Raw genomic sequence first — 24769 nt, forward strand, 5'->3', positions numbered from 1 at the left:
TTTGCACTCGAGAAGCTGTCTCTTCAGGTATTGAACTCGGAACGGTTTACTGCTACTACGATAATTTTCAGGTTCAACCGCACTCTCTCGTGCCCAAATTTCATTCTGGCACGCCATTGCCCGCAAAACTTTGTTTCGTGTCCGTCCTGCGTCTCAGGTCATGTCTACGGATGGCGAAAGAGGTTTTTTATTTGGAGTGACATATCCGTGAGTTTTTACGGACGGCATTCATCGCAAGCCCCGCGTATACAGAGCACGGATTCTGACGGTGAATTGTACCGCTGACTGCAGATTCTGCACGGCAATATCGCGGATACTGCACTCTGGACGAATTGATATGAAAGTTTGTTCATCGTGGAGGATGAGTGGAGACAATCGCTTTGATTGTCTCGGGATTGATTTTTTGTGATTTTCAGCTTGAGACATGTTTAAATCGCTTTTGGTTTTATGATCGGTATAAATGTCTGCAAGCGTGTCGGCGGTTACAGTCTCCGTGCTTCTAATTACCCGTCAAGATGAATGTCTTTTTCTATATTCCCTGGGGCTGCATTTACATGATTTTTTAAATGCATTATTGAATCGACTTTCAGAATTAAATCCTGCTTCATAGGCAATTTCAGTGATACTGGCTTTGGATACCGAGAGTTGTCTTTTTGCATGCAATAGTCTTTGTTTGAGAATATATTGATTTCAATCTCATTATGTCTGTCCGGTTTGGGCATCAGCTTTGGTGTCCACTTTTCAACCGTCAAGCCGTAAGGTTTGAGGCAGGACGATTGATATCAAATACTTTTAAATTCTCGGAATTCGCCAAGTTTTATCTTAAAAATAGGTGGTTTTTCCTGTATTAATAGTATAATTTAACAACAGTGCGACAAATCGTCAAGTTATTATTTGTAATGGATCGGAATGATATCATAATGATAAAAACAAAAATATTAGCAATCGATCAGAGTACAAGCGGCACCAAAGCCATTATTTTCGATAATCGGGGTAAAGTTGTCCACCGTTGTACCGAGAATCATGAACAATTTTATCCTCGGACCGACTGGGTAGAACATGATCCTGAAGAGATTTATGAAAAGACGAAACTTGCAATCAGCAAAGTTCTTCAGCAGAGTCAAATAGATCCCGCTGACATTGCAGCAATGGCAATTGCAAATCAGCGGGAGACTGTTGCTGTTTGGGATAAAAAAAGCGGTAAACCTATTTACAATGCCATTGTCTGGCAGTGCCAGAGAGGTGCGGAAACCTGCAGGATATTGAGAGAACAAGGTTACGCTGAACTGGTTGAAACCAGAACGGGCCTGCTCATTGATCCTTACTTTTCTGCGACCGGTTTAAAGTGGATCATGGATCATGTAAAAGGTGTTCGGGAGAAGGCAAAAGTCGGTGAACTTGCCTTTGGCACTATGGACAGCTGGCTGATCTACAAACTATCCGGAGGCTCTGTGCATGCCACAGACTATTCAAACGCCTGCAGAACCATGTTATACAATATTTATGATTTAAAGTGGGACAAGGAACTTTTAAACCTCATGGGAGTCCCTGAGCACATGGCGCCCGAGGTCAGGTATGCTGATGATATATTTGCCTATACAGATATTGAAGGTCTGCTTGATCGCGAAATTCCTGTAACCGGTGTGATGGGAGATTCTCACGCAGCCCTCTTTGGTCAAAGCTGCTTTAAACAGGGAATGGCCAAAGCCACCTATGGTACCGGCTCATCAGTTATGATGAATATCGGTAACAAACCACTAAAAAGTCCTGAGGGCTTGGTAACATCTATAGGATTTGCAATTAAAGGTGAAATTGACTATGTTTTTGAAGGAAATATTCATTGCACAGGTGATACCATCAACTGGCTGGTTCAGGATCTTGAATTAATCTCTGATGCCAAAGAATCTGAAACACTGGCCATATCTGTTGATGATAATAACGGTGTTTACATGGTACCTGCCTTTGTTGGACTTGGTGCGCCGTATTGGGACAATAAAGCCAGGGCCTCAATTTCCGAAATGCCAAGGAGCACAAAGAAGGCTCATGTTGTTCGTGCGGCTCTGGAAGCTATCGCTTATCAGATCAAGGATTTATTGGATTTAATGACTGCGCAGGCCGGCATTAATCTTTCCGAAATCAGGGTGGACGGTGGTCCGACGAACAATGATTTCCTGATGCAGTTTCAAAGTGATATGCTCGATTCAACAGTGGCAGTCAGCGATGTGGAGGAAGCCTCGGCGCTGGGGGCCGCATTAGCCGGCGGACTTGGAATCGGATTGTGGAAAGATCTGGATGAATTGAGCCATCTGGTTTCTGTTAAAAAAAGGTTTGAATCCAAAATGACGGATATACTTCGAGAAACATTATATACCGGCTGGCAAAATGCAGTCAGTCGTGTTCGCAAAGTCAAAGAAATAAACAGGAGAAAAAAATGAAATTAAAACACTTGATCACAGGTTTATTGTGCGTTTTCATAGTCAATTTCTTTTTCTGTTCAACCTCGGAAAAATCCACTGATGATACCGGAAAAATTGCTGTTGTGATTTCGACGTTGAACAATCCCTGGTTTGTGGTGCTTGGGGAAACAGCCAAAGCACGTGCTGAAGAACTGGGATATGACGCGGTCATTTTTGATTCGCAAAACAATTCCTCCAAAGAAACAGAACACTTTGACAATATCATTGCTTCCGGATTCAAGGCGATTCTGTTTAATCCCACAGATGCCGAAAGGATCTGTGGCGAATGTCAAGGCAGCCAAACAGGCTGGTATTCCGGTTTTCTGTATGGACAGGGAAATTGATGGCAATGATCTGGCTGTTTCCCAGATTCTATCGGATAACTATTCCGGTTGTATCCAATTGGGGCAGTATTTTGTAAAAAAACTCGGCGGCAAAGGGACCTACGTTGAGCTTCTCGGTTTGGTGGGTGACAACAATACGTGGAACCGGTCAAAAGGCTTTCACAGTGTAGTTGATAACTTTTCCGAAATCAAAATGGTTGCCCAGCAAACCGGAGAATTTGACCGCAACAAGGCAATGGAAGTGATGGAATCCATGCTTCAGGCACATCCAAATATTGACGCTGTTTTTTGCGGAAATGATGCCATGGCAATGGGCGCATACCAGGCTGTTCGTGCCGCAGGCAAAACAGATCAAATCATGATTTTTGGTTTTGACGGCGCCGCTGATGTGATAGATGCCATCCGTGACGGCAAAATCGAAGCGACAGGTATGCAGTTTCCCAGAACCATGGCCAAAACTGCTGCTGAATATGCAGATAAATATATTAAAGGCGAGCGAAATTTTAAGCAAAAAGTACCGGTTGCCGTTGAGCTTGTTACAAGTGAGAATGTCGATGAATACACTGCTTACGGTAAAGCAGACTGATTTTTATCCCTCAGGAATCAAACACAAAAATGAAGAAAAAAATAAGCATATTTGTTATAGCCCTTTTGCTCAGCGTTGCATTGTATCATTCAGTTTATTTTGAAAAACTGGATGTAAAGAAAGAGCGGGAAAGTACCAAAGATTTCAATCCAGTAGAAAAGGTGGACTATTTTTGGAAACACGAACTGGATGATAGTTTTGAATCAGCGCTGGATTTGAAATATTTCGACTCACAACTCGCTGATAATCCGGAATCCCTGATGCGTCAACACGGCAAGTCTGTAGGTATTACATCAACGTTTTGCTTTTTGGTAAACGGAACGGCTATTATGAACGAACAAGATGCTGATGATCTCCCTGTCGAGATCGCAAACAGCAATGCGGAATACAGCCTGCAAATAAAATACATTTTCGGCAATACAGCCCGGGATGCGCTTGGCTTTTTTGATATTGCCGATTTTGAGAATACAATGGATTTTAATGCGGTCGCAAGAGAAGTGAACAGACGTATACGGAAAAATGAAATATCAAAACTTGACTCGCTGTCCCTCGGCAGTAAAATTGTGTTTGTCGGAGCCGTTGCATTAAATTCCGAACGTATTCCAGACGAGATGGATATCGTACCTCTCAAAATAAAAGCTATCCAATGAATACAAGCAACATAAATAAACCGATCCTTGAAGCTCGAAAAATCACCAAGGAATTTTCAGGGGTAAAGGCGTTGAATCAGGTGGACCTCAAAGTTTATCCCCGTAAGGTGAACGCTGTTGTTGGCGAGAACGGCGCGGGCAAGTCGACACTGATGAATATACTTTCCGGAGTTTATACAGAATATGCAGGTGAGCTGTTGTTCAATGGTGAAAAGATTTCTTTTGCAAATACCGGCGATGCCCGGCAGATGGGAATTTCAATTATTCATCAGGAATTGCAGCTGGTGCCTCATATGTCTATTGCTGAAAATATTTTTTTGGGCAGAGAACCGTTAAAAGCCGGATTTATCGATTACAAAATCATGGAAGAGAAAGCACGCGCTCTGCTTGTAAAACTAAACTTTGATTCCGACGTAAAACGAAAAATATCATCTTTGCGTGTCGGGCAGCAGCAGCTTGTGGAAATTGCTAAAGCTTTGTCCTTTGATGTGCGCGTACTTGTTATGGATGAACCGACTTCGGCGCTTTCTGAAGGAGAAATAAAAACTCTGTTTAACCTGATTCGATCACTAAAGTCCCGGGGGGTGGCCATTATATATATCACCCACAAAATGGACGAGTTGACAGAATTGGCAGATACTGTGACCGTATTGCGGGACGGCTGTTTTATCAGCAGTTCAGAGGTAAAAAATATTGCAGTGGATGAGATTGTCAAGCTGATGGTCGGGCGTGATACACAAGATTTTTTTGTAAAAAAAGATCATGAAACAGGGTCTGTTTGCTTTAAAGTTGAGGATGTCTCTTTGAAAAAAGCCGGAAAGGGCGGGAGATATCTGCTTAAGGATATCGGTTTTTCGGTCAAAACATCTGAAGTGCTTGGTATTTATGGTTTAATGGGCGCCGGTCGAACGGAATTGTTTGAGACTATTTTTGGATTGCATAAATTTAGAGGAACGGGAAATGTTTATATCAATGAGATACAGGTAGATGTTAAACATCCCAAAGACGCTATTCATGAAGGATTGGCGCTGATCCCTGAAGACCGTAAAAACGATGGTCTGGTTCTTGACATGCCCATCACAAAAAATTTGAGCCTCGCTTCCCTGGAATCGTTTACACGAAATGGATTGATTAACGAAACAAAGGAACATAATCAAGCGGACTATTATCGCAAAAAGCTAAACATCAAATCAACTTTGCTGAAGCAGCCTGTTGTAAAGTTGAGCGGTGGAAATCAGCAAAAAGTTGTGATTGCCAAGTGGCTGCTTACTTTACCGAATATATTATTACTCGATGAACCGACACGCGGCATTGACGTGAATGCCAAGAATGAAATCTACAAGCTGATTGATGATTTGGCATCGCAGGGTAAGGCTATTGTGATTGTTTCATCCGAGTTGCCGGAGATTATGGCCATTTCCGACCGCATTATTACCCTTTGCAATGGCCGGCTTACCGGTGAGTTTAATAGAATCGATTTTACTAAAGAATCTATATTGAAAGCTGCTTTGCCGTAATGTTAATCCTACTGAATTAGAAATGCGAGACTATGCGAAAGTTAAAAATTAATTTATCTGTTTTACAGCCTCTGATTGCTTTGATCCTTATGGCTGTGGCCATGACGATTCTGTCTGACACTTTTGCTACCAAAGATAATCTGTTCAATGTTGCCCGTCAAATTTCAGTGAATATATGTATTTCTGTAGGCATGACCATGGTGATATTGACCGGTGGTATTGACCTCTCCGTCGGTTCTATACTTGCTTTTACAGGCGCGGTTGCTGCCGGGTTGCTTAAGAATGGCCTTGAATTGCAGGGCATAAATCTGTTTGCCGGGTTCACATTTTTTGGTGCCGTTTGGATCGCTCTGGCTGCCGGCGGTTTTCTGGGATGGTTTAACGGCATAATGATTACAAAGTTTAAAGTGCCGCCCTTTGTGGCGACATTGGCCATGTTAACCATAGCCCGCGGGCTTACCATGCTGTATACCCAGGGATTTCCAATCACCCAGCTGGGTGATCAATTTACTTACCTGGGAACCGGCTGGTTTTTAGGTGTTCCCATGCCTGCCTGGATTTCAATTTTAGTGATTGCGTTAGCGTCATTTTTTATGAGTAAAACCCGTGTGGGAAGATATATTTACGCCATCGGCGGCAATGAAAGAGCTGCCCTTTTGTCCGGTGTGAAAGTAAAAAAAGTCAAAGTTTTTGTTTATTCTCTGGCCGGTGTGCTTTCCGGAGTTGCCGGATTGCTTGTTACAGCTCGTCTCGACTCGGCTCAACCCAACGCCGGAATGGGGTATGAACTTGATTCTATTGCAGCAGTGGTCATCGGCGGTACTTCTCTAAGTGGTGGAAAAGGTTCTATTATTGGGACTGTTATTGGCGCTGGAATCATCGGTGTTTTAAACAACGGTTTGGTTTTGTTGAATGTTTCTCCATTCTGGCAACAGGTGATAAAAGGATTTGTCATCTTGCTGGCTGTGATTATTGACAGGATGCAAAAGAAAGAATGATCTTGGCGCTTTACCGGAATTATTTGGAGGCAGAGTAAAAATATGAAATTCAAAAAGTTAACATTTGGTATCATTGTAGCAACCCGAAATATTTTTAATTCAAAACTGGCGGAAAATGCCAGAAAAGTCCTTTTGCAAAAGATGGATCAATGGGGATATGACTATGTCATTCTTCCATCAGAAGAAACCCCCACAGGTAATATAGAAACTTATCAGGATGCCAAAAAATGCGCGGCGCTTTTCTCTAAAAATAGAGACAGAATTGATGGTATTCTTATTGTTCTCCCAATTTTGGCGATGAGCTGGGTGTAGTCAATACATTAAACCTGGCAAAGCTGAATGTTCCCGTTCTTGTTCAAGCCTGCGACGATGATAATGATAAAGTTGATGTAAACAGCCGTCGTGATGCTTTTTGTGGAAAATTATCGGTGTGCAACAACCTGTATCAATATGGCATTCCTTTTACAGATACTTTTCTTCACACTTATCCACTCGACAGCCGGATGTTTGAAAAAGATGTGAAGAAATTTGCAGGAATCTGCCGGGTTGTGAATGGTATCCGGGGCGCACGTATCGGTCAAATAGGTACACGTCCCCAGGCTTTTCAGACCATGCGCGACAGCGAAAAAATACTGCAGGCAAATGATATAACCGTCATTCCTGTTGACCTTTCTGAAATTTTTGCAGCAGCTCAGAAAATTGATGATAACGCCAAAGAATTATTAGAAAAGATTGGAGCTATTAAAGCATATGGTAAACTTGCTTTGAATGTGACATCTGAGAAAATAAAAAAGCAGGCAAAATTTGGAATTGCAATTGAAAACTGGATTGCCGAAAACGAAATTGACGCTGCCGGTATCCAGTGCTGGGAATCCGTAGAAGATAATTACGGATGTGCCACGTGTTTGACGATGAGTATGCTTGGTGAAACCTTTATACCCTGTGCCTGTGAGACGGATTTAACAGGGGTTATTTCCATGTACATTCTCATGCTTGCTTCCGGTACCCCGTCTGCACTTTTAGACTGGAACAATAATTTCGCAACTGATCGAAACAAGTGCGTGTGTACACACTGCAGCAATTTCCCCAAAAGTTTTTTCCAGAGTAAAGTAGAAATAGGGTCACTCGATGTTCTGGGAACTGTACTCGGCCAGGAAAATACGTTTGGCGCCGTAAAAGGTAAAGTGGCTGCCGGACCTTTGACGTACTTTCGCACTTCTACTGATGATCCAAAAGGTGCTATCAAATGCTATCTTGGTGAAGGCGATATTACAGATGATCCATACGGAATGGACGGCGGAATCGCTGTAACAAAAATAGCAAATTTGCAGAAATTAATGAAATATCTGTGCAAGAATGGTTTTGAGCATCATGTTGCAATGGGAAGAGGCAAGGTGGCTGATATTATTGAAGAAGCTGTCACAACGTACCTTGATTGGGACCTTTATAGACATGAATAAACTAATAGTTTGATTTAAGATTGCAGGATTTATTTTATTTTATGGAGTTTTTGTCGATGACAGATCAGGAATTGAAAGAAAAATCAATATTATATAGAAAAAAAATATTGACCTATATTAAAAAAGCCAAAGCGGGTCATACAGGCGGCAGTCTCTCCTGCGTTGATATTCTTAATGTGCTTTATAACCGAATACTGCATGTGACGCCGCAAAATTTCTCAGATTCCAACAAAAATTACTATATCCAAAGCAAAGGGCATTCTGTTGAAGCACTTTATGTGGTTCTGGCGGATCAAGGTTTTTTTCCGGAATCGGATTTAAAAACACTTTGTCGTCACGGTTCACACTATGTTGGGCATCCGACCCGTAAAGTGAACGGCATTGAGCATAATACAGGCGCTTTGGGACATGGTCTGTCCTTCTGCGTGGGAGTTGCTTTGGCAGAGAAAATGAACGGGGGGAGCCACAAAGTTTTTACATTGCTCGGCGATGGAGAAATGGCCGAAGGCTCTAGTTGGGAAGCGCTGCTTACAGCGGCTCATTATAAATTGGATAATCTTGTTGCAATTCTTGATTATAACAAACTTCAAATTACCGGATGGACCAAAGATGTGTGCGCGACCGATCCTCTGGAAAAAAAGTTTACCGCTTTTGGTATGAGTGTACAGCATGTGGATGGACATGATATCGAAGCCCTGACCAAAGTCCTGAACAGCGTTCCCTTTGAAAAAGAAAAACCCGGCCTGATTATAGCCCATACAATTAAAGGCAAAGGTGTCAGCTTTATAGAAAATAATCATACATGGCATCATCATGTACCATCGGATGCGGAATTTGAACAAGCTATGCGGGAGCTGGATCAAGCGCAAGCAAAAATAATTGACAATTAAAGGTAGAAGCAATATGAATCATTTGGAATTAGGTAAAGCGAATTTAATAGTTTTTTCTGAAACCTTGATGAAACTAGCTGAAAAAGACAAAGATATTGTGGTTGTGACCAGTGATTCGCGCGGTTCCGGTAAATTGACGTCATTCGGCAAGCAGTTCCCTGATCAAATTGTTGAAGTTGGCATTGCCGAACAAAATCTGGTTGGCGTTGCCGCCGGTCTGGCAGCAGCCGGCAAAAAAGTTTTTGCAGTTTCACCGGCTTGTTTTCTTACAGCACGTTCTTTTGAACAGATTAAAAATGACGTATGTTATTCAGACCATCCGGTTAATCTGATTGGAATCAGTGCAGGCGTCAGCTATGGCTCTCTTGGCTCCACGCATCATTCTTTACACGATATAGCTGCATTACGCGCAGTCAACAACATTACGATCGTTGCTCCTGCTGATAACTTTGAAACATGTAAATCGATCAAACTGGCAGCAGAAACAAACTGTCCGGTTTATATTCGTTTTGGTAAAAAAGCGATTGAACATGTAAACCAACAAAATGCGGTTTTCGAGTTTGGAAGAGCCACAATTCTCCGCGATGGAAATGACCTCGGGTTTATCGCTACGGGTGAGACTGTTGTTCAAGCTCTGACAGCTGCTCAATATTTGGAGCAAACGGGTATTTCATGCCGGGTTGTCAGTATGCATACAATTAAACCTTTGGATAACAAAGTGGTCATACAAACAGCCCGGAAATGTAAAGCCATAATTACTGTGGAGGAGCATATGGTGTATGGCGGTTTGGGGGAAGCATGCGCCAGTCTAATCATGCAGGAAGGGATATCCATCCCTTTTAAAATTGTTGGTATTCCGGATGAATACACAGCTACAGGCAATCAATTGGAGATATTTAAATATTACGGAATGAATGCCGAAGGATTGAAACATACGGCGTTGCAGTTGCTTGCGGATAAATGATTGTCATGTTTATGAGTATAAAACTGATATTCTACGCAACCCGGGTTTGTAGAAAAGGATGATAAAATGACAAAGTTTTGATTCTCTGCTTTTATTTTATTCATTACTGTCTCATGGACATCGGCAAGGGATATTGTTAAAATAATGCCTGTGGGTAATTCTATTACAGCCGGAGAGCACTATGGTTATCCGCCTGTTTCCGAACGGACCGGATACAGAAAAGCGCTCTACAAGATGCTGATCGACTCGGGATATCATGTTGATTTTGTGGGGTCGCAGAGACATGGCAAACTGCCGAAAGATGACCCAAACTGGTATGACTGGGAAAGTGAATCGTATCCCGGATGGAAAATCCCTGATATTGCGGAAAAGGTTAAAATCGCATTGCCGGAATACAAACCGGATATCCTGCTGATTCATGTCGGAACCAATGGATATGACTGGGAACAGAAACCGGAACAGGTTATGGATATGCTGGATATGATAAATGACTTTTCGGCGGATCATGATCAGCCCGTAACTGTATTTCTTTGCAAAATTATCAATCGGTTCAAAGGTGAACATGGAATGACAACACGATTCAATATAAAGGTTGCCGATGCTGTGGCCGCCAGAACCGGTGATGAAGTAGAGATTGTCCTGGTGGATATGGAGGGTGGAGCCGGTTTGGATTATTCTGATAGTCCACCTGATCCCAACGCAAATCCTCCCTATCAAGGCGGTGATATGTGGGGTGAAACCTATCCTGGAGTGACTTTTGACAAATATCATCCCAATAACAAAGGCAATCACAGGATGGCTGTAGCATTCTTTAAAGAACTCGTTAAAGAATTTTTCAAAATTGACAATACAAAATAAATCCAGACATGTATTTTTGTAAATTCATAAAAGTGTGAATTAACTTTTAGTGGAGAAATCAAATGCGAAAAATAGTTTTTTTAATTTTTGTCTCATGGATGGCTTTTTCTCATTCTGTTGACGCTCAACCTGTCCAGGAGAACAGAGTCATTGTATTGACCGATATTGAAGCGGACCCCGACGACACGCAATCTCTGGTTCGGTTATTATTGTATTCCAATCAAATCGATATCAAGGGGTTGATCGCAACAACCTCCTGCTGGCTTCGAGATAGGGTTAACCCGGAATCAATCAAAAAAGTGATTCATGCCTATGGTAAAATACAGCCTAACCTGACGAAACATCAGGCCGGTTTTCCTGATGAAAGCGCACTCTTGTCTCTGGTAAAGCAAGGCTTGCCTCAATATGGGATGACCGGGGTCGGTGATGGAAAAGATTCGGAAGGTTCGGAATGGATTACTCGGGAATTAGAAAAAGAGGATGATCGTCCCCTGTGGATATCTGTCTGGGGAGGTGTGAACACCCTGGCCCAGGCTTTGTACAAAATTAAAGAAACAAAAACAGAGGCGGAAGCCGTAAAATTAATTGAAAAACTCAGGGTTTACACGATATCTGATCAGGATGACAGCGGTATTCGGATCCGGAATAACTTTCCTGATTTGTTTTACATCGTGACGCCGGGCGATCATTACGCCAGCGCCACATGGACTGGCATTAACACCTATGTACAGGGTATCAAAAATGACGAGATCAGCAACTCCTGGATATCCCGAAATATTCAGCAAAATCATGGGCCTCTCGGGGCTGAATATCCTGATGTTGCCTGGGGCATGGAGGGGGATACACCGGCGTATTTGTCATTAATACCGAATGGCCTGCATGATCCGGAACATCCTGAATGGGGCGGCTGGGGCGGTCGTTACGAATTGTATAAACCGGATTTTGACCAAACAAAAAAAGGAGGGTCAATTGTTACCATCGCTCCGGAAACAAGAGAAATATGGACCAACGCATTTGACAAGTATACCCCGTATGTTCACAGAGAATATGGCCGGGCGGTCGGAAGAGATACACTGACTTTTACCGGTTTTAAAGAAACTTTATGGCGCTGGAGAGATGATTTTCAGAATGATTTCGCCGCCCGAATGGATTGGTGTATAAAACCGTATCAGGAGGCCAATCATCCCCCTGTTCCTGTATTAGGGCACCCGGAACAGATCACTGTAAAATCAGGAGAGGGCTTTGATCTGGATGCTTTTGATTCTTACGATCCTGACGGCGATAATCTCAGCTTTCTGTGGTTTCACTATCCAGAGGCAGGTTCTTACAAAAAATCGATTCATGTTGACGGAGCGGAGAATGTACATCACGCTTACGTGATCGCTCCTGAAGTTGATGAGAAGGAAACTGCTCATTTTATTCTCAAAGTGACAGACAAGGGCAAACCGCAATTGTCGAGATATAAAAGAATAATCGTGCATATCATACCTGATTAAACGTGCACAACCAATAAAGGCGGTAGAATATGGCAGACATATCTGTCCTGGTGTGATCTGCGGTCGCGGCTTTTTTATATCGTTTTTTGAATGACAGGATCATGGCTCAACGTTCTGTGCCGCATTTGCGTGGATAAAACAAAAGAGATACGGATATCCCTGGATGGCATAGGAGGGGGGATATGTATGCCCGGGATAAAGGTTGCGTGACTTTTTAAAACATGCCCCGTGTGACAAGGTGTTTTGCATATGAATCATTCTACCGGGACACTTGATTCAAAATCCGGTTTGATACAGGAGTGGTTGGTGATCGGTCCGTTTGACGGAGGTGAGCCCGCAACCCTTCTTGAAACCCCTTTTATTGATAAAGAGTCCGAGGTGGTTCCGGATGAGGGGCAGGTATATCAGAAGCATCAATGGTCTCGAAAAACTGTCGACAGTCAGGGCAAAGTTGATTTTATGGAAATCGGGATCACCCGGGAATATGTGGGCATCTATGCTCATGTGTACGTACATTCGCAGGCGATGATGAGCGCGTTTATCCTGGTCGGGAGTACAGATGCGTATGCGGTCTGGGTAAACGGCTGCAGCCTGAAAACAGCCGATATCCGTCGGCCCTGGTCCGCAGGCCAGGACCGGATCCGCATCCGCCTGGGACGCGGTTGGAACCGTCTGTTATTCAAGATTGTCAATCATGCAGGAGGCTATGCCTTTTCCGGCAGAATCACCGACATGCAGGATCAGGGTATGCCGGGATTGCGCTATTCCGTAAGCAAGCCCGGTGAGGATATGAACACCCTTCAAATTGATGCCTGGATGACCTGTACGGATGTTAAACTTCAGGATGTTCGTTACGCTGATAAAAATATAAAACTGTCTTTATCTCCAGAGCTTGCCAATCTCACCCCGATTTCCGTTGAGGATGCAACTATAACGTTAAGCGCTCTGGATGCGGATGGCGTTGTTATTATTCAAAAACAAATTCCCCGGTCTCTATCCGTGATTGATCTTCAATCCAGTGAAATTATTAAAATGATCAAATTGGTGGATCGATTGCAGGCCGAGATTCAGTGGGCTCAAAATCGGGATTCTGCCGTTTTCGAGTTTCAACCGGTTCATCTGCTGAACGCCATTCTCAGTACAAAAGATATCCGGATTCCGGCTGCATTGCAGAAAATCCAAGCCACGATTCTTGAAAATTTGCAATGGATCCGGATTTTTGCGCCGGAACGCATTCAGGTGACACGCGATGTGGTTGCGGATCTCGTGCAGAGCTATGCCGATCAGGGCTGGCAGGCAGCCCGGGCTCAACTAAATGAATGGTCCCGGATTGTTTCAGATATGACGACTGATTTAAAGACCAATACGATTTTTTTTACCGGAAATGCTCATATTGACATGGCCTGGTTGTGGAGATACGAAGAGACCATTCAGGTGTGCTATGAGACATTCGAGTCTGCGCTCGGCTTTATGGATGAATATCCCGGATTCGTATTCTGCCAGTCCTCGGCTCAGGTTTACTGGTGGATGGAACAGCGCTTTCCACAGCTTTTTGAAAAGATACGCGCCAGAGTTAAAGCCGGACAATGGGCAATCACGGCGGCGGTCCCACTCGTGAAAACATTGATCATATTCTCAAAATGGATCAAATTGACGCCTTTCCGCGCGTGCAAATGAGTTCGGTGCAGACCATGATCAATCGCGTGAACTCTGCTTATCCGAATTTGCCGGTCTGGAACGATGAACTGTATCTTGAATGTCACCGCGGCACCCTGACCACTCAGGCGCAAACAAAACGCAATAACAGAAAATGTAAAATTGCAATTGAATCAGCTGAAAAAATTGCTGTCGTAGCAGGAATCGACTATCCGGTCGACGAGCTGCGGGAAGCCTGGCGTTTAACGCTGTTCAATCAGTTTCACGACATTTTGCCGGGCAGCAGCATTTGTGAGGTCTATGAGGATGCTGATATGCAGTACCGTAATGTGCATAAACTGACCCATCGCATCAGAACCCGCGGTCTGGACGCACTTTTGAACGAGATTGATCATGCGTCAGCGGGTATACCGGTTCTGGTGTTCAATCCTCTTAATTGGTCCCGCAATGATTCTGTCCGGGTTCGGGTGCCGTCGGTATTTCGCAAAGGAATGGGTTTGTTTGACGCGCAGGACCGCGAGATACGCTATACCATCAGTGAGGGGGATATTCTGTTCAGCGGCATTGATATACCAGCGATCGGATATCGGACTTTATATCTAAAACAGCGACAAACCGGTGCGGATATAAATGCTGATTTCAGGATCACTTTGGCATCTCTGGAAAACCGGTATCTCAAGATCGAGGTGAATCCAAAGAACGGCAATATTGCCGCCATTTACGACAAACGGCATAACCGGGACGTTCTGCAAACCGGTCAGGAAGGCAATCTGCTGCAGGCCTTTGAAGACCGGCCGACGGATTGGGATGCATGGAATATCGGTTATACGGGAAAAGAATGGAAAATCGAACAGGTAAAAGAGATTTTTGTCCTTGAAGACTCTGCGGAACGCATTGCATTGCGTGTGATCCGGCCCTTTAATCAGTCCCGGTTTATCCAGGATCTTGTGCTCTATCCCGATATTCCGCGGCTGGATATTGAGGACATAATCGACTGGCATGAGGAGCATGTCCTTGTCAAAGCGGCCTTTCCGGTCAATGTCCGCAGCGAAGTTGCCGCCTATGAGATTCCGTTCGGCCATATCAATCGGCGCACGGTTGCCGCTGATTCTTATGATGCCGCCAAGTTTGAGGTCAGCGGTCACAAATGGATTGATTTGAGCGAATCAGATCACTCTTTCGGCGTGAGTCTCCTGAATGACTGCAAGTACGGATTTGATGTCAAAGCTAACCTGATGCGGATGACATTGTTGAGATCTCCGAAATGGCCGGCGGATAATGCTGATATGGGCCGGCATCGAGTGATTTATTCTGTTTTTCCGCATACGGGGGACTGGCGCAGCGGCGGTACCTGCAGGCAGGCCTGTGAACTGAATACTCCGTTTTTGACACGGGTGGGGTGTTTGAATTCATCCGCTGGCCACCGGCCGGATACAGACAGTTTTCTTTCCTGCGACAAATCCAATATCATCATGTCGGCTGTGAAAAAAGCAGAAGAGGGATCCGGCATGATTGTGCGTCTTTACGAAACGGACGGTATACAGACCTCTGTGCAGTTAAAAGTTCACGGACCAATTGACTCTGCGTTTGAAACCAATTTGCTCGAAAATATTATCGGAGATATTGTGATCCGAGGCAGTTATCTGCTATTTGAAATAGGACCCTATGAGATCAAGACACTGGTGGTGAAAGTCAAGTCGGAAAATATCAAGGTCTGAAAGTAGAGATTGTTGTGGGCTGAACTATCTATGATAATGGGTAAATCGGTTTCACGGCTGAATTCCGGAATTCAGAGCAGCCCCTTTCTAGTACAGCTGCTTATTGTTGTGCTGCGAAGAATCGGGGCAGGTGTGGGACGTGTAACCGCAGTTTCCCGGCCAGGCTCTGCAGTGCAGCAGCGTGGATGCTGCACTGCAGAGCCTGGCCGGGGTGAATTTCTTGCTTTTTTATGTTTGTTTTATTATACTTTATATAAGATCGAATTTATTGACAGGGAGCGTTATGAAAACCAATACACTGGATATACTGAAGCAAACCAATACACTGGATATACTGAAGCAGGCCATTCTTTTAGAAAAACGGGGGAAATCGTTTTACCAGACCGTCGCTGAAAAAACCGAGAGTGAAGCCGTCAAAGTGTTTTTTGAAATGATGGCGGACGAGGAAGGCAGTCATATCAAGATTTTATCCGAGCAGTTTAAATCATTTAAAAATACCGGTCAATCTGCGCCGTATCAGGCTGGAGGACAAGCCCAGCCAGGCGGCGGCGTCCAGGGTATTGACCCAGAATATCAAAAACCAGATTTCTGCGGCCGGATTCGAGTCCGCTGCCATTTCTGCGGCTATGAATATGGAACAAAAATCAATCGACTTGTATGCAGCGCGTGCTGAATCTTCAGAGGATAGCGAAGAAAAGAAACTTTATCACTGGCTGGCCGACTGGGAACAGACACATCTGGACATGCTGGTAAAAATGGACCAGGAATTGACCGAAGATATTTGGTACGACAATCAATTCTGGCCGTTTTAGAATTTAGCGGGGAACGCAAAATCCAGGGAGATGCTAATCTCAAACCAACCGAATCGCGAAGGTGTGCCGCTGAACGAGTGGACGGACCATACAGTGCTATGCAGGAACGGTTCAGGCTGCATATTAAAAACCGCTTGTCTGCGTTTATCTATACCCAGATTATCGATGTGGAGACGGAACTGAACAGTCTGTATACCTAAACCCGAAAGCGCGCAAAAGCAAATGTCAACCGCATATGGCAGATCAATACATCCATGATCGGGGAAAGCCGCTAATATTCCGATATTTTTGTTAAAGGACGGTATTTGAAAATGACTGAATGCCTGCACAGGTTCAGTCATTTTTCTCTCTGTTTGAACCGGTCTACCCGGTCAGCGAAAGGGTTGTTTTTCAGTATTGTGTTGATTATATTTAAGTTTCATCGCTAATGGAGGCAGGTTTGACCTTTTTAGAACGCATACAACAGGGGCTGGTCGTTTTTGACGGCGCCATGGGCACCCAGGTGCACGCGATTGATCCCACAGATGAGGAATGGGACGGCAGGAACGGTTGTCCCGAGGTATTGAATTTTACAGTGCCGGAAAAAATTCAGACGATCCATGAAAATTATTTCAATGCCGGCTCTGATGTGGTGGAGACCAACACATTCGGTGGCAGCGGGCTGGTATTGGCTGAATTTGATCTGCAGAATCGCACCGAGGAACTGAACGAAACCGCGGCAAAAATCGCCCGCCGCGCCGCGGATCAATTCAAAGACCGGCAACGCTTTGTCATCGGATCTATGGGACCCGGCACCAAGCTGATTACCCTGGGACAAACTGATTTCGAAACACTGCACCGCGCCTATTTCAGACAGGCTTTCGGACTGTTACAGGGCGGGGTGGACGGTCTGATCATCGAAACTTGTCAGGATCTGCTGCAGGTAAAAACTGTGCTTATCGCGGCGCAGGATGCTATGCGTGAGACCGGTATCACTGTGCCGCGTATCGTGTCTGTGACCATCGAGACCACCGGCAGTATGCTGGTAGGCAGCGACATCAGCGCCGTGCTGGCGACCCTGCAGCCCTTTGATGTGGATGTAATGGGTATGAACTGCGCCACGGGTCCCGAACCCATGCGGCCGTATATCAAGCAGATCTGCGAAGGATTCCTCGGACCCGTGATTGTACAGCCGAACGCCGGCATGCCGGAAAACCGCGACGGCGAGATGGTGTACACGCTGCCCATCAACACGTTTTCCGAAACTTTGGCCGATTTTGTCAAACAGTACGGCGTCAATATCGTCGGCGGCTGCTGCGGCACGCATCCCGGATATATTGAGGCGTTGTACCAGACCGTAAAAGATGTACAGCCCGCCCCCCGACAGGTTCAACCGGCGCCGGCGCTGGCGTCGCTGTTTTCGGCGCAGACCCTGGGCCAGGAACCGAGGCCGTTTTACGTGGGCGAGCGTTCCAACACCAACGGCAGCAAGGTGTTCCGCGAGCGTCTGCTGCAAGAGGACTGGGACGGCATTGTGCATATATCGCGGCAGCAGGAACAGGTGAACGCGCACGGCCTGGATCTGTGCGTGGCTTATACCGGCCGCGATGAACAGCGCGATATGATCGAGTCGGTGACGCGTGTGGTCAAGCAGGTGAATCTGCCGATTTTTATCGATTCCACCAGCACCGATGTGATGGAAGCGGCGCTGCAGCGCATCCCCGGCCGTCCGGTGATCAATTCTGTGAATCTGGAGGACGGCGAGGAACGCGCCGACCGCATCTGCGGGCTGGCCAAACGTTTCGGTGCAGCGCTTATTGCACTGCCCATCGATGAACAGGGCATGGCCAAGACGGTGGAACGCAAAGTCCAGGTGGCCCGGCGCATTTACGATATCGCGGTAAATCGGCATGGACTGTGTCCTCAGGATCTGATTTACGACGCCTTGACCTTTACCCTGGGCAGCGGCGATAAAGCTATGAAAGATGCCGGCAGGGCGACCCTGGACGGCCTGCGCGAGATTAAAAAGGCCCTGCCCGGTGTGTACACCGTTCTCGGCGTATCCAATATATCCTTCGGACTGTCGCCGTACTCGCGCGAAGTGCTGAATTCTGTGTTTATGGCTGAAGCGGTCAAATCCGGACTCGATCTGGCCATTGTGAATGTGAAAAAGATCATCCCCTTGTATCGTATTGATCAGGCAGAACAAAACGCCGCGCTCGATTTGATTTACAATCGCGGCAAAGAACCGCTGTTTGCGTTTATCCGGCATTTTGAGGATAAATCCGGCGCCGAGACGGAGGAAAAAGAGAACAAAGACGCGCCGATCGAGGAAAAGATCAAACAGCGGGTGATTCAGGGCAACCGCAGTCAGCTGGACGAGCTGTTAACCGAGGCGCGCGAATCCGGTATCAAACCGGTGAACATTATCAATCAGATCCTCATTCCGGCTATGAAAGTGGTCGGTGATCTGTTCGGCGCCGGGAAGATGCAGCTGCCGTTTGTGCTGCAGTCCGCGGAAGTGATGAAGCACGCCGTAGCAGACCTGGAGCCGTATCTGGAGAAAAAAGACGTGCAGGTGCAGAAAAAACTGGTGCTGGCCACGGTGCGCGGCGATGTGCATGATATCGGCAAAAATCTGGTGGATATTATTCTGAGCAACAACGGCTATAAAGTCTATAATCTGGGCATTAAATGTGAAATTGATACCATTCTCGACAAGGTGAACGAGGTAGGGGCGGATGCCATCGGCATGAGCGGACTGCTGGTCAAATCGACGGTGGTGATGCAGGAAAATCTGCAGGTCATGAAACAGCGCGGTGTGCAGGCGCCGGTGCTGCTGGGCGGCGCCGCATTGACAAAAAGCTTTGTCAATGAACAATGCGCTCCGATCCTGGAGGCGCCGGTGGTGTATTGTTCCGATGCCTTTGAAGGGCTGCGCGCCATGTCTCTGCTCAAAGCGGGTGATTTGCACAACATGCAGAACGAACAATCCGGAGGATCAACACCCCGGAAAACGCAAAAGTCGGATGCGCAAACACCAGAGCCGATATCCCGGGATATAAACATTCCAGAACCGCCGTTCTGGGGCACCCGTGTGGTCACGGATATTGATCTGAATGTGGTGTACAGCTATTTGACCGAATCGGTGCTGTTCCGCGGACGCTGGGGATACCGGCGTGGTAAAATGGACCGCGATGAATACAACGAACTGATCGAGAATACGGTAAAGCCGCAGTTTGAAGACATGAAAGCCTATTGCCGCGACAATGAGCTGCTGCATCCGCGCGTGGTGTACGGCTATTTCCCCTGCAGCAGCAGCGGCGAGGATCTGATTGTCTACGATCCGGAAACCGGCGACGAGCGGGTGCGCTTTTATTTTCCGCGCCAGAAAAAACCGCCGTACCGCAGTATCTCGGATTTCTTTACACCGGAATCGGCGCAATCGCGCGATGTGCTTGCACTGCAGGTGGTGACCGTGGGCGATGAAGCGTCTGAACGCGCGCAAAAGCTGTATGAAAACGACAAGTATAAAGATTACCTGCTGTTTCACGGATTCACCGTAGAGACCGCCGAGGCGCTGGCGGAATACTGGCACAAACGCGTGCGCATGGAACTGGATATCACCGAAGAGGATGGTGAGACCATGCAGGATTATGTGGTGCAGAAATATCGCGGCTCGCGTTACTCATTCGGCTATCCGGCGTGTCCGGATTTGTCCGAGAACCGCAAGCTGTTTCAGTTGCTGCAGCCGGAACGCATTGGTGTGACCCTGACGGACGGGGAGCAGATGGTGCCGGAACAGAGCACCTCGGCCGTGATTGTGCACCATCCGGAAGCCAAATATTTTAGCCTGGAATAATTTATATTATTGAAAGAATAAAAAGGAGATACAGCATGAAAAAGTATATCTGTACCAACTGCGGCTATGTCTATGACCCGCAAAAAGGCGATCCCGACAATGGTATCGACCCCGGAACTCCGTTTGAAGACCTGCCGGAAGACTGGAAATGTCCGGTGTGCTATGTGGATAAAGATATGTTTGATGAGGTATAGAAAAGTCAAAGAGTCAAAGGTCATTCGTGGATGCTTGAGCGTTGCGGTAAGTTTTGTGTTTTCAGGGGAGGTGTTTGATGGGCTTTCGGGCCGCGCGGTCATGATTCCCGCCGTTTCCGGGTTTCCTGTATCATGTCTACAATTTCCGAAGAAGAAATATCGGCGTCAATGCCTTTAACGTTTAATGAAGATTTATTCGACGTGTACGATTTTATAATGAATGCAGAGCCGTCTCTTTTTTGAATCATGACCTCTCCGTCTGATTTTGCTTTATTCAATACAGATGATGATAGATGTGTCAATAACAATTTTCACCATACTCTCCTTCATGTACATATGTACATGATTTAAGTTATTTTCGTTAGCTTGTCAAGAAAAAGTAAAGTCAGATGGTACAAGGTTGTTCGTGGGCGGTTGGACGTCGGGGTTATAACTTACAGGATGAAACTGAACCCGGATGTCCGTACTGCATTCCGCCAGAAAGCGGAATGATAAAGGATATCTGTGCAGCTAGGGGGGGTGAATTGGAGGTAGAACTTCCGGCTATCCTGCGTAAAGAATCCGGGTTTCAAAAATCATCTTGCATTATAAACTTACAGATGCTAAATTATGACCCTGCTCATGACCCGGATCATAAAAGAGGAGGTGTGGTATGGAATACATATCCAAAAGCAAGTTGAAACCCAAGCTGCTGGAATATTTCCGCAAAATTGAAGAAACCGGTGAGCCTGTTATTGTGACATCGCACAATAAACCGGTGCTCAAGATCGAACCGATCCAGAAAAAACAACGCATATCGGATGTATTTGGGGAATACTGGGGCAAAGTGCGGATTGATGAGGACGTGATGCAGCCGGAGACCGACGAGTGGGAGGAGGTCTGATGCTTTTTGATACCTGCGCGTTGCTCTGGGCTACCTTGAATCCGGATGCATTGACGGAAAACGAACGGGAAATTGCCTTTGCCGCATTAGAAAACGGCAGCGCGGCCGTGTCTTCTATTTCATTCTGGGAGATCGGAATCAATATCAAGCGCAAGAAACTGGATATCCGCATGAGTTTGCACACGTATATTGATAAAATCCATCAATTCAACGGATTCGAGATTATCCCGGTGGATGAGAGGAGCTGGGCGAAAAACATTGCACTAGACTGGCCGCACAAGGATCCCGCAGACCGAACCATCGTCGCCACCGCCATGCTGAGAGATCTGCCGATTTTGACCCGGGATACTGTTATCAGAGAGTTTTATGCAAAGCTGGGGTGGGGCTGAAACTCGGAAGGTCAAAAAGGCAAAAGTTTGAAAGTCAAATGTCACAGGTCGGACAGGGGGCAACTGAAGGTCACCTGCACGATGATGAATTCGTCTTTTCCCTCGTAGTACAACTGTTTTTGTTATGCTACTAGTGCTTGCGGCAGTGAAATCGATTCCGGGTTTGTTTAAAATGATTCAGTGAACGTACCGGATACATTGAATTCCGTTAGAACATTGTGGATGTTCCATTGTTTTAAAATTTAGAAAAGACGGAATTTTATCAACTGTTATTTTTTAAATATTCAGAATAACGTTTTCTGATGGATTCAGATGTTTTTTGCACTCTCCTTTTTCTGTTTATTATTACACATGCAATGCTAAACAATCTGTTTAGCGCTCAAGCGGATAAGAAACTGTATACTCACTGGTTACAGCTTTCATCAACAATAAACCATCTACATAAGAAAAACCAATCGTCTTTTAATGTACAATTTAGCACAATTATGCTGATCACATAAAAATATTATTGACATAATTCGCTACATTCGTATCTTTGATTATACGGGATATTCAAACAAAGCCATTAGTCACCTTTCTATTGTGAATATAGAAAATTCTTGTCGTAATTAACCTTTATCACTAGATATTCAGTATCAAGATCTAAAGGAGTTATTATGAGATTAACAATTGTGACAATCGTTGCTGCCCTACTTTTTTTTGTTGGGTGTGAAGAAGACTCGAGTCCTCTCAAAAAAGACAACAAACAGGTAAAAATAAATACAATAATCCCGGGAAAAGACGACATGCATGGAAGAGAGCAAATCGTTCCTATAACAGAAAAAAGCATCCAATTCAGATATCCCCGGAAACTTGGTTTAAACTTGGAACAAAGTTTTTCCCGCAACGATCTTTTACAGTATAATAATTCTCTAAAAAAAAGTCAAGAGGGCGGGGAAATTTATTTATTTTGCAGCAGTCAGTTGACTCTACAATTTCATCCACATCCGGTTTCATTCCGGCATTTTCAATATAAATACCCGCAAAGTTTTAATGATTATCCTACTTGATAACAGCTGCAATCTAAATCACAAATCCACAATAAAAATCCGTTCTTCCCCGTCGCGATTGACCTTGACGCTCACCCGCTGTCCCGGTTTGCAGCGGCTCAGGCGGTGCATGTATTCATAAATATTGTGGATGGGGTTGCCGTTCATACCGGTGATGATATCGCCGTTCTGCAGTCCGGCCTGCTGCGCCGGTCGACCGGGTGTGACTGCCTGTATGCGCAGTCCGTCCACATCGGCTGCGGCGTGATCCGGCATGAACCCCAGCGTCACGCGCAAACGCCCGCGGCCCGAGGGCCGCGATTGGGGCCCGGCCTGTTGAAACGCGAGTTTGGGCGTATTCCCGGCGACCTGCTGCACAAGCTCGTAAACCATCCGTACAATGTCGGTTTCTCCGTCGATATTCAAAAGACCCAGATCATCGCGCGAGGTATGATAATCGTCATGCGTGCCGGTGAAAAACTGCAGCACCGGAATGTCCTTTGCGTAAAACGCCGCGTGATCCGAAGGGCCCAGACCTTCGGGATTGAAATGCGTTGCCCGGCGGCCGGCAATCAGCCGGTCTAATTGGGATTCCAGATTTGCAGCCGTCCCGGTTCCATAGACCGTCAAGCCGCGCGACGAATCCAGTCGACCGATCATGTCAAAATTCATCATCACCGACACCTGATCCAATTCCACCAGGGGATTTTTTACAAAGTAACTGGATCCAAGCACGCCCATTTCTTCAGCGCCGAATGCAATGAACAGCAGACTGCGGCTGAACGGCTCGGACTGTGCCGCGGCTGCCTCGGCCAGTTCCAGCAGCGCCGCCACGCCGGAGGCATTGTCGTCGGCGCCGTTGTGCACGGCCAGAGTGTCCGGTTCACGCGAACTGCTGCCGGCGCCGCCCATACCCAGATGATCGTAATGCGCGCCCAGAATGACAACCTCGTCTTTGAGCTCAGGATCCGCCCCCGGCAGCATAGCGACCACATTCTGCGTGCGGCTGCGGCTGCGGCGCAGATCGGTCACGGCACTCATCTCGGTATTGAGCGCAAAACTGTACGGCTGCCGTTCGCGGTTCAGTCGCGCTTCGAGCGAGTCCACGCCGGCGCGGTCGCCCAGCAGTGCGCTTCGCTACCGGCCGACGCAGATGCACGACCGGCAAATCCAGCGTTATATGACTTTCACGCACCAGCAACTCGGGCAGTTCATCCTCGGTATCAAATTTGGGTCCCGGGGTAATCAGTACCCCGACCGCGCCGTGATCCCGGGCGATAATACACTTTTTGCGGATATCAGCATGGCGGGCAAACACGCTGTTGAGGTCATCCGGCTCCGGATCGCCATACAAAAGCAGCGCCCACTTATCGGACACATCCACGTCCTTGTAATCGTTCCAGGTCAGACTGTCGCGGATATCAAACCCGTAACCGCAGAACACGACCGGCGCTGTCAGTGAATCGTTGGCTGAAAACGACAGGGGCAGCATATCCTCTCCGGGAGTATACAAGCTGTCACCGAACGTGAGCCGGTTTCCGTCTCCGGGTTCCAGTTCTGTGACAATTTCAAAGCTCTGAAATCCCTGGTCAGCGAGCAGCTGCAGTCCGGACATTTCAAATTCATGGCGGATATAATCCGCGGCCTGCCGTCCTTCCGGCGATCCCGGCAGACGGCCCTTGAGCGAATCGGCGGCCAAAAATGCAATGTGATCATGTATTTCCTGTGAGGTGATATCCGGATTGGCGGATACCGCAATTGTGAATAGCAATAAAAATAGCAGTGTAAAACGCATAAACTGGTCCTTAACATTCAGAATTAATAATTTACTGCATTAATGTAACAGGAAATGGACTGGGATGCAAGGTTAATTCCCCGGAACAATGGGCGAAAAATAACTTGACTTTGCAGATGCCTGTCTTGTTTATCTGGCTGAGCAGCTTGATCTAAACACAATCGCAACCATAGACCGGGATTTTATGATTTACCGCATTAAAGGATCAAAAAAATTCAAAATCCTTTTATCCTG

Annotated in this window: 21 protein-coding genes and 2 pseudogenes; 20 read left to right on the forward strand and 3 right to left on the reverse strand. The window is 46.1% G+C overall.

Translation table 11 applies throughout. The annotated features are described in order from the left end of the window. Nucleotides 1-920 precede the first annotated feature (920 nt). The 17 genes and pseudogenes from glpK (at nt 921) to U5R06_17225 (ending at nt 20440) form a co-directional block, all read left to right on the forward strand. Entirely contained in the window at nt 921-2435 is a 1515-nt protein-coding gene (glpK, locus tag U5R06_17145) for a glycerol kinase GlpK (protein ID MDZ7724475.1), read from the forward strand. Then, nucleotides 2432-3386, forward strand: a pseudogene (locus U5R06_17150) (D-ribose ABC transporter substrate-binding protein). Before glpK ends, U5R06_17150 begins: the two are co-directional and overlap by 4 nt. A gap of 29 nt (nt 3387-3415) precedes the next feature. After that, nucleotides 3416-4036, forward strand: a complete 621-nt coding sequence (locus U5R06_17155; GenBank protein MDZ7724476.1) for a DUF2291 family protein — start codon at nt 3416-3418, stop codon at nt 4034-4036. Next, nucleotides 4033-5553 (forward strand): sugar ABC transporter ATP-binding protein, encoded by a 1521-nt coding sequence (locus U5R06_17160; protein ID MDZ7724477.1) that lies wholly within the window; start codon nt 4033-4035, stop codon nt 5551-5553. The genes U5R06_17155 and U5R06_17160 overlap by 4 nt, the downstream gene beginning before the upstream one ends. Nucleotides 5554-5585: 32 nt before the next feature. Then, nucleotides 5586-6551 (forward strand): ribose ABC transporter permease, encoded by a 966-nt coding sequence (gene rbsC, locus U5R06_17165; protein ID MDZ7724478.1) that lies wholly within the window; start codon nt 5586-5588, stop codon nt 6549-6551. A 42-nt stretch (nt 6552-6593) separates the two neighbouring features. Further along, a pseudogene (locus tag U5R06_17170) lies at nt 6594-8011 on the forward strand (fucose isomerase). Nucleotides 8012-8052: 41 nt separating this feature from the next. Continuing rightward, entirely contained in the window at nt 8053-8901 is an 849-nt protein-coding gene (locus tag U5R06_17175; protein ID MDZ7724479.1) for a transketolase, read from the forward strand. A 13-nt stretch (nt 8902-8914) separates the two neighbouring features. Continuing rightward, a complete protein-coding gene (locus U5R06_17180; protein MDZ7724480.1) occupies nt 8915-9865 on the forward strand; it encodes a transketolase C-terminal domain-containing protein in 951 nt (316 codons plus the stop codon). A 144-nt stretch (nt 9866-10009) separates the two neighbouring features. Continuing rightward, nucleotides 10010-10723 (forward strand): GDSL-type esterase/lipase family protein, encoded by a 714-nt coding sequence (locus U5R06_17185; protein ID MDZ7724481.1) that lies wholly within the window; start codon nt 10010-10012, stop codon nt 10721-10723. Nucleotides 10724-10821: 98 nt separating this feature from the next. Continuing rightward, the gene (locus U5R06_17190) at nt 10822-12219 is read left to right on the forward strand and encodes a DUF1593 domain-containing protein (GenBank protein MDZ7724482.1); all 1398 of its coding nucleotides are present in this window, start codon (nt 10822-10824) and stop codon (nt 12217-12219) included. Nucleotides 12220-12468: 249 nt separating this feature from the next. Continuing rightward, nucleotides 12469-13896, forward strand: a complete 1428-nt coding sequence (locus U5R06_17195; protein MDZ7724483.1) for a hypothetical protein — start codon at nt 12469-12471, stop codon at nt 13894-13896. After that, on the forward strand, nt 13806-15593 hold the full coding sequence (locus U5R06_17200) for a glycoside hydrolase family 38 C-terminal domain-containing protein (protein MDZ7724484.1): 1788 nt from the start codon (nt 13806-13808) through the stop codon (nt 15591-15593). Before U5R06_17195 ends, U5R06_17200 begins: the two co-directional genes overlap by 91 nt. Nucleotides 15594-15876: 283 nt before the next feature. Continuing rightward, entirely contained in the window at nt 15877-16266 is a 390-nt protein-coding gene (locus tag U5R06_17205; protein ID MDZ7724485.1) for a ferritin family protein, read from the forward strand. Then, nucleotides 16226-16405, forward strand: a complete 180-nt coding sequence (locus tag U5R06_17210; GenBank protein MDZ7724486.1) for a hypothetical protein — start codon at nt 16226-16228, stop codon at nt 16403-16405. Before U5R06_17205 ends, U5R06_17210 begins: the two co-directional genes overlap by 41 nt. Then, nucleotides 16375-16605, forward strand: coding sequence for a hypothetical protein (locus U5R06_17215; GenBank protein ID MDZ7724487.1), 231 nt, complete (start codon nt 16375-16377; stop codon nt 16603-16605). Before U5R06_17210 ends, U5R06_17215 begins: the two co-directional genes overlap by 31 nt. 239 nt (nt 16606-16844) lie before the next feature. Further along, nucleotides 16845-20246 carry a methionine synthase gene (gene metH / locus U5R06_17220; GenBank protein MDZ7724488.1) on the forward strand — a complete coding sequence of 1134 codons (3402 nt, stop codon included), beginning with the start codon at nt 16845-16847 and terminating at the stop codon, nt 20244-20246. A gap of 35 nt (nt 20247-20281) precedes the next feature. Next, complete coding sequence (locus tag U5R06_17225; GenBank protein MDZ7724489.1) at nt 20282-20440, forward strand: rubredoxin; 159 nt, start codon at nt 20282-20284, stop codon at nt 20438-20440. 98 nt (nt 20441-20538) lie between these two features. Here the strand turns inward: U5R06_17225 and U5R06_17230 are convergent, their stop codons facing one another. After that, entirely contained in the window at nt 20539-20688 is a 150-nt protein-coding gene (locus U5R06_17230; GenBank protein MDZ7724490.1) for a hypothetical protein, read from the reverse strand. 404 nt (nt 20689-21092) lie between these two features. Here U5R06_17230 and U5R06_17235 point away from each other — a divergent pair, with 404 nt between their 5' ends. The 3 genes from U5R06_17235 (at nt 21093) to U5R06_17245 (ending at nt 22761) form a co-directional block, all read left to right on the forward strand. After that, nucleotides 21093-21323 carry a type II toxin-antitoxin system Phd/YefM family antitoxin gene (locus tag U5R06_17235; GenBank protein MDZ7724491.1) on the forward strand — a complete coding sequence of 77 codons (231 nt, stop codon included), beginning with the start codon at nt 21093-21095 and terminating at the stop codon, nt 21321-21323. Further along, a complete protein-coding gene (locus tag U5R06_17240; protein ID MDZ7724492.1) occupies nt 21323-21712 on the forward strand; it encodes a type II toxin-antitoxin system VapC family toxin in 390 nt (129 codons plus the stop codon). The genes U5R06_17235 and U5R06_17240 overlap by 1 nt, the downstream gene beginning before the upstream one ends. 656 nt (nt 21713-22368) lie before the next feature. After that, nucleotides 22369-22761, forward strand: a complete 393-nt coding sequence (locus U5R06_17245; protein ID MDZ7724493.1) for a hypothetical protein — start codon at nt 22369-22371, stop codon at nt 22759-22761. Nucleotides 22762-22779: 18 nt separating this feature from the next. On the opposite strand, the gene U5R06_17250 is transcribed toward U5R06_17245, so the two are convergent. Together U5R06_17250 and U5R06_17255 are read right to left on the reverse strand one after the other, a co-directional pair. Beyond that, nucleotides 22780-23772: a M20/M25/M40 family metallo-hydrolase gene (locus tag U5R06_17250; protein ID MDZ7724494.1), complete on the reverse strand. Its 993-nt coding sequence runs from the start codon at nt 23770-23772 to the stop codon at nt 22780-22782. Beyond that, nucleotides 23702-24535 carry a hypothetical protein gene (locus tag U5R06_17255; protein ID MDZ7724495.1) on the reverse strand — a complete coding sequence of 278 codons (834 nt, stop codon included), beginning with the start codon at nt 24533-24535 and terminating at the stop codon, nt 23702-23704. The genes U5R06_17250 and U5R06_17255 overlap by 71 nt, the downstream gene beginning before the upstream one ends. Nucleotides 24536-24769 lie beyond the last annotated feature (234 nt).

Source organism: candidate division KSB1 bacterium, from assembly GCA_034521575.1.
Classification (GTDB): Bacteria; Zhuqueibacterota; Zhuqueibacteria; order Residuimicrobiales; family Krinioviventaceae; genus JAXHMJ01.

Coding starts and splice junctions, on each gene's coding strand:
- U5R06_17190 (MDZ7724482.1), top strand. CDS start 10,822: ATGGCTTTTTCTCATTCTGTTGACGCTCAACCTGTCCAGGAGAACAGA.
- U5R06_17175 (MDZ7724479.1), top strand. CDS start 8,053: ATGGAGTTTTTGTCGATGACAGATCAGGAATTGAAAGAAAAATCAATA.
- U5R06_17195 (MDZ7724483.1), top strand. CDS start 12,469: ATGAATCATTCTACCGGGACACTTGATTCAAAATCCGGTTTGATACAG.
- U5R06_17200 (MDZ7724484.1), top strand. CDS start 13,806: ATGGGCAATCACGGCGGCGGTCCCACTCGTGAAAACATTGATCATATT.
- glpK (MDZ7724475.1), top strand. CDS start 921: ATGATAAAAACAAAAATATTAGCAATCGATCAGAGTACAAGCGGCACC.
- U5R06_17185 (MDZ7724481.1), top strand. CDS start 10,010: ATGCCTGTGGGTAATTCTATTACAGCCGGAGAGCACTATGGTTATCCG.
- U5R06_17160 (MDZ7724477.1), top strand. CDS start 4,033: ATGAATACAAGCAACATAAATAAACCGATCCTTGAAGCTCGAAAAATC.
- U5R06_17180 (MDZ7724480.1), top strand. CDS start 8,915: ATGAATCATTTGGAATTAGGTAAAGCGAATTTAATAGTTTTTTCTGAA.
- U5R06_17225 (MDZ7724489.1), top strand. CDS start 20,282: ATGAAAAAGTATATCTGTACCAACTGCGGCTATGTCTATGACCCGCAA.
- U5R06_17210 (MDZ7724486.1), top strand. CDS start 16,226: ATGGAACAAAAATCAATCGACTTGTATGCAGCGCGTGCTGAATCTTCA.
- U5R06_17205 (MDZ7724485.1), top strand. CDS start 15,877: ATGAAAACCAATACACTGGATATACTGAAGCAAACCAATACACTGGAT.
- U5R06_17235 (MDZ7724491.1), top strand. CDS start 21,093: ATGGAATACATATCCAAAAGCAAGTTGAAACCCAAGCTGCTGGAATAT.
- U5R06_17255 (MDZ7724495.1), bottom strand. CDS start 24,535: ATGCGTTTTACACTGCTATTTTTATTGCTATTCACAATTGCGGTATCC.
- rbsC (MDZ7724478.1), top strand. CDS start 5,586: ATGCGAAAGTTAAAAATTAATTTATCTGTTTTACAGCCTCTGATTGCT.
- U5R06_17240 (MDZ7724492.1), top strand. CDS start 21,323: ATGCTTTTTGATACCTGCGCGTTGCTCTGGGCTACCTTGAATCCGGAT.
- U5R06_17230 (MDZ7724490.1), bottom strand. CDS start 20,688: ATGATTCAAAAAAGAGACGGCTCTGCATTCATTATAAAATCGTACACG.
- U5R06_17155 (MDZ7724476.1), top strand. CDS start 3,416: ATGAAGAAAAAAATAAGCATATTTGTTATAGCCCTTTTGCTCAGCGTT.
- U5R06_17245 (MDZ7724493.1), top strand. CDS start 22,369: ATGAGATTAACAATTGTGACAATCGTTGCTGCCCTACTTTTTTTTGTT.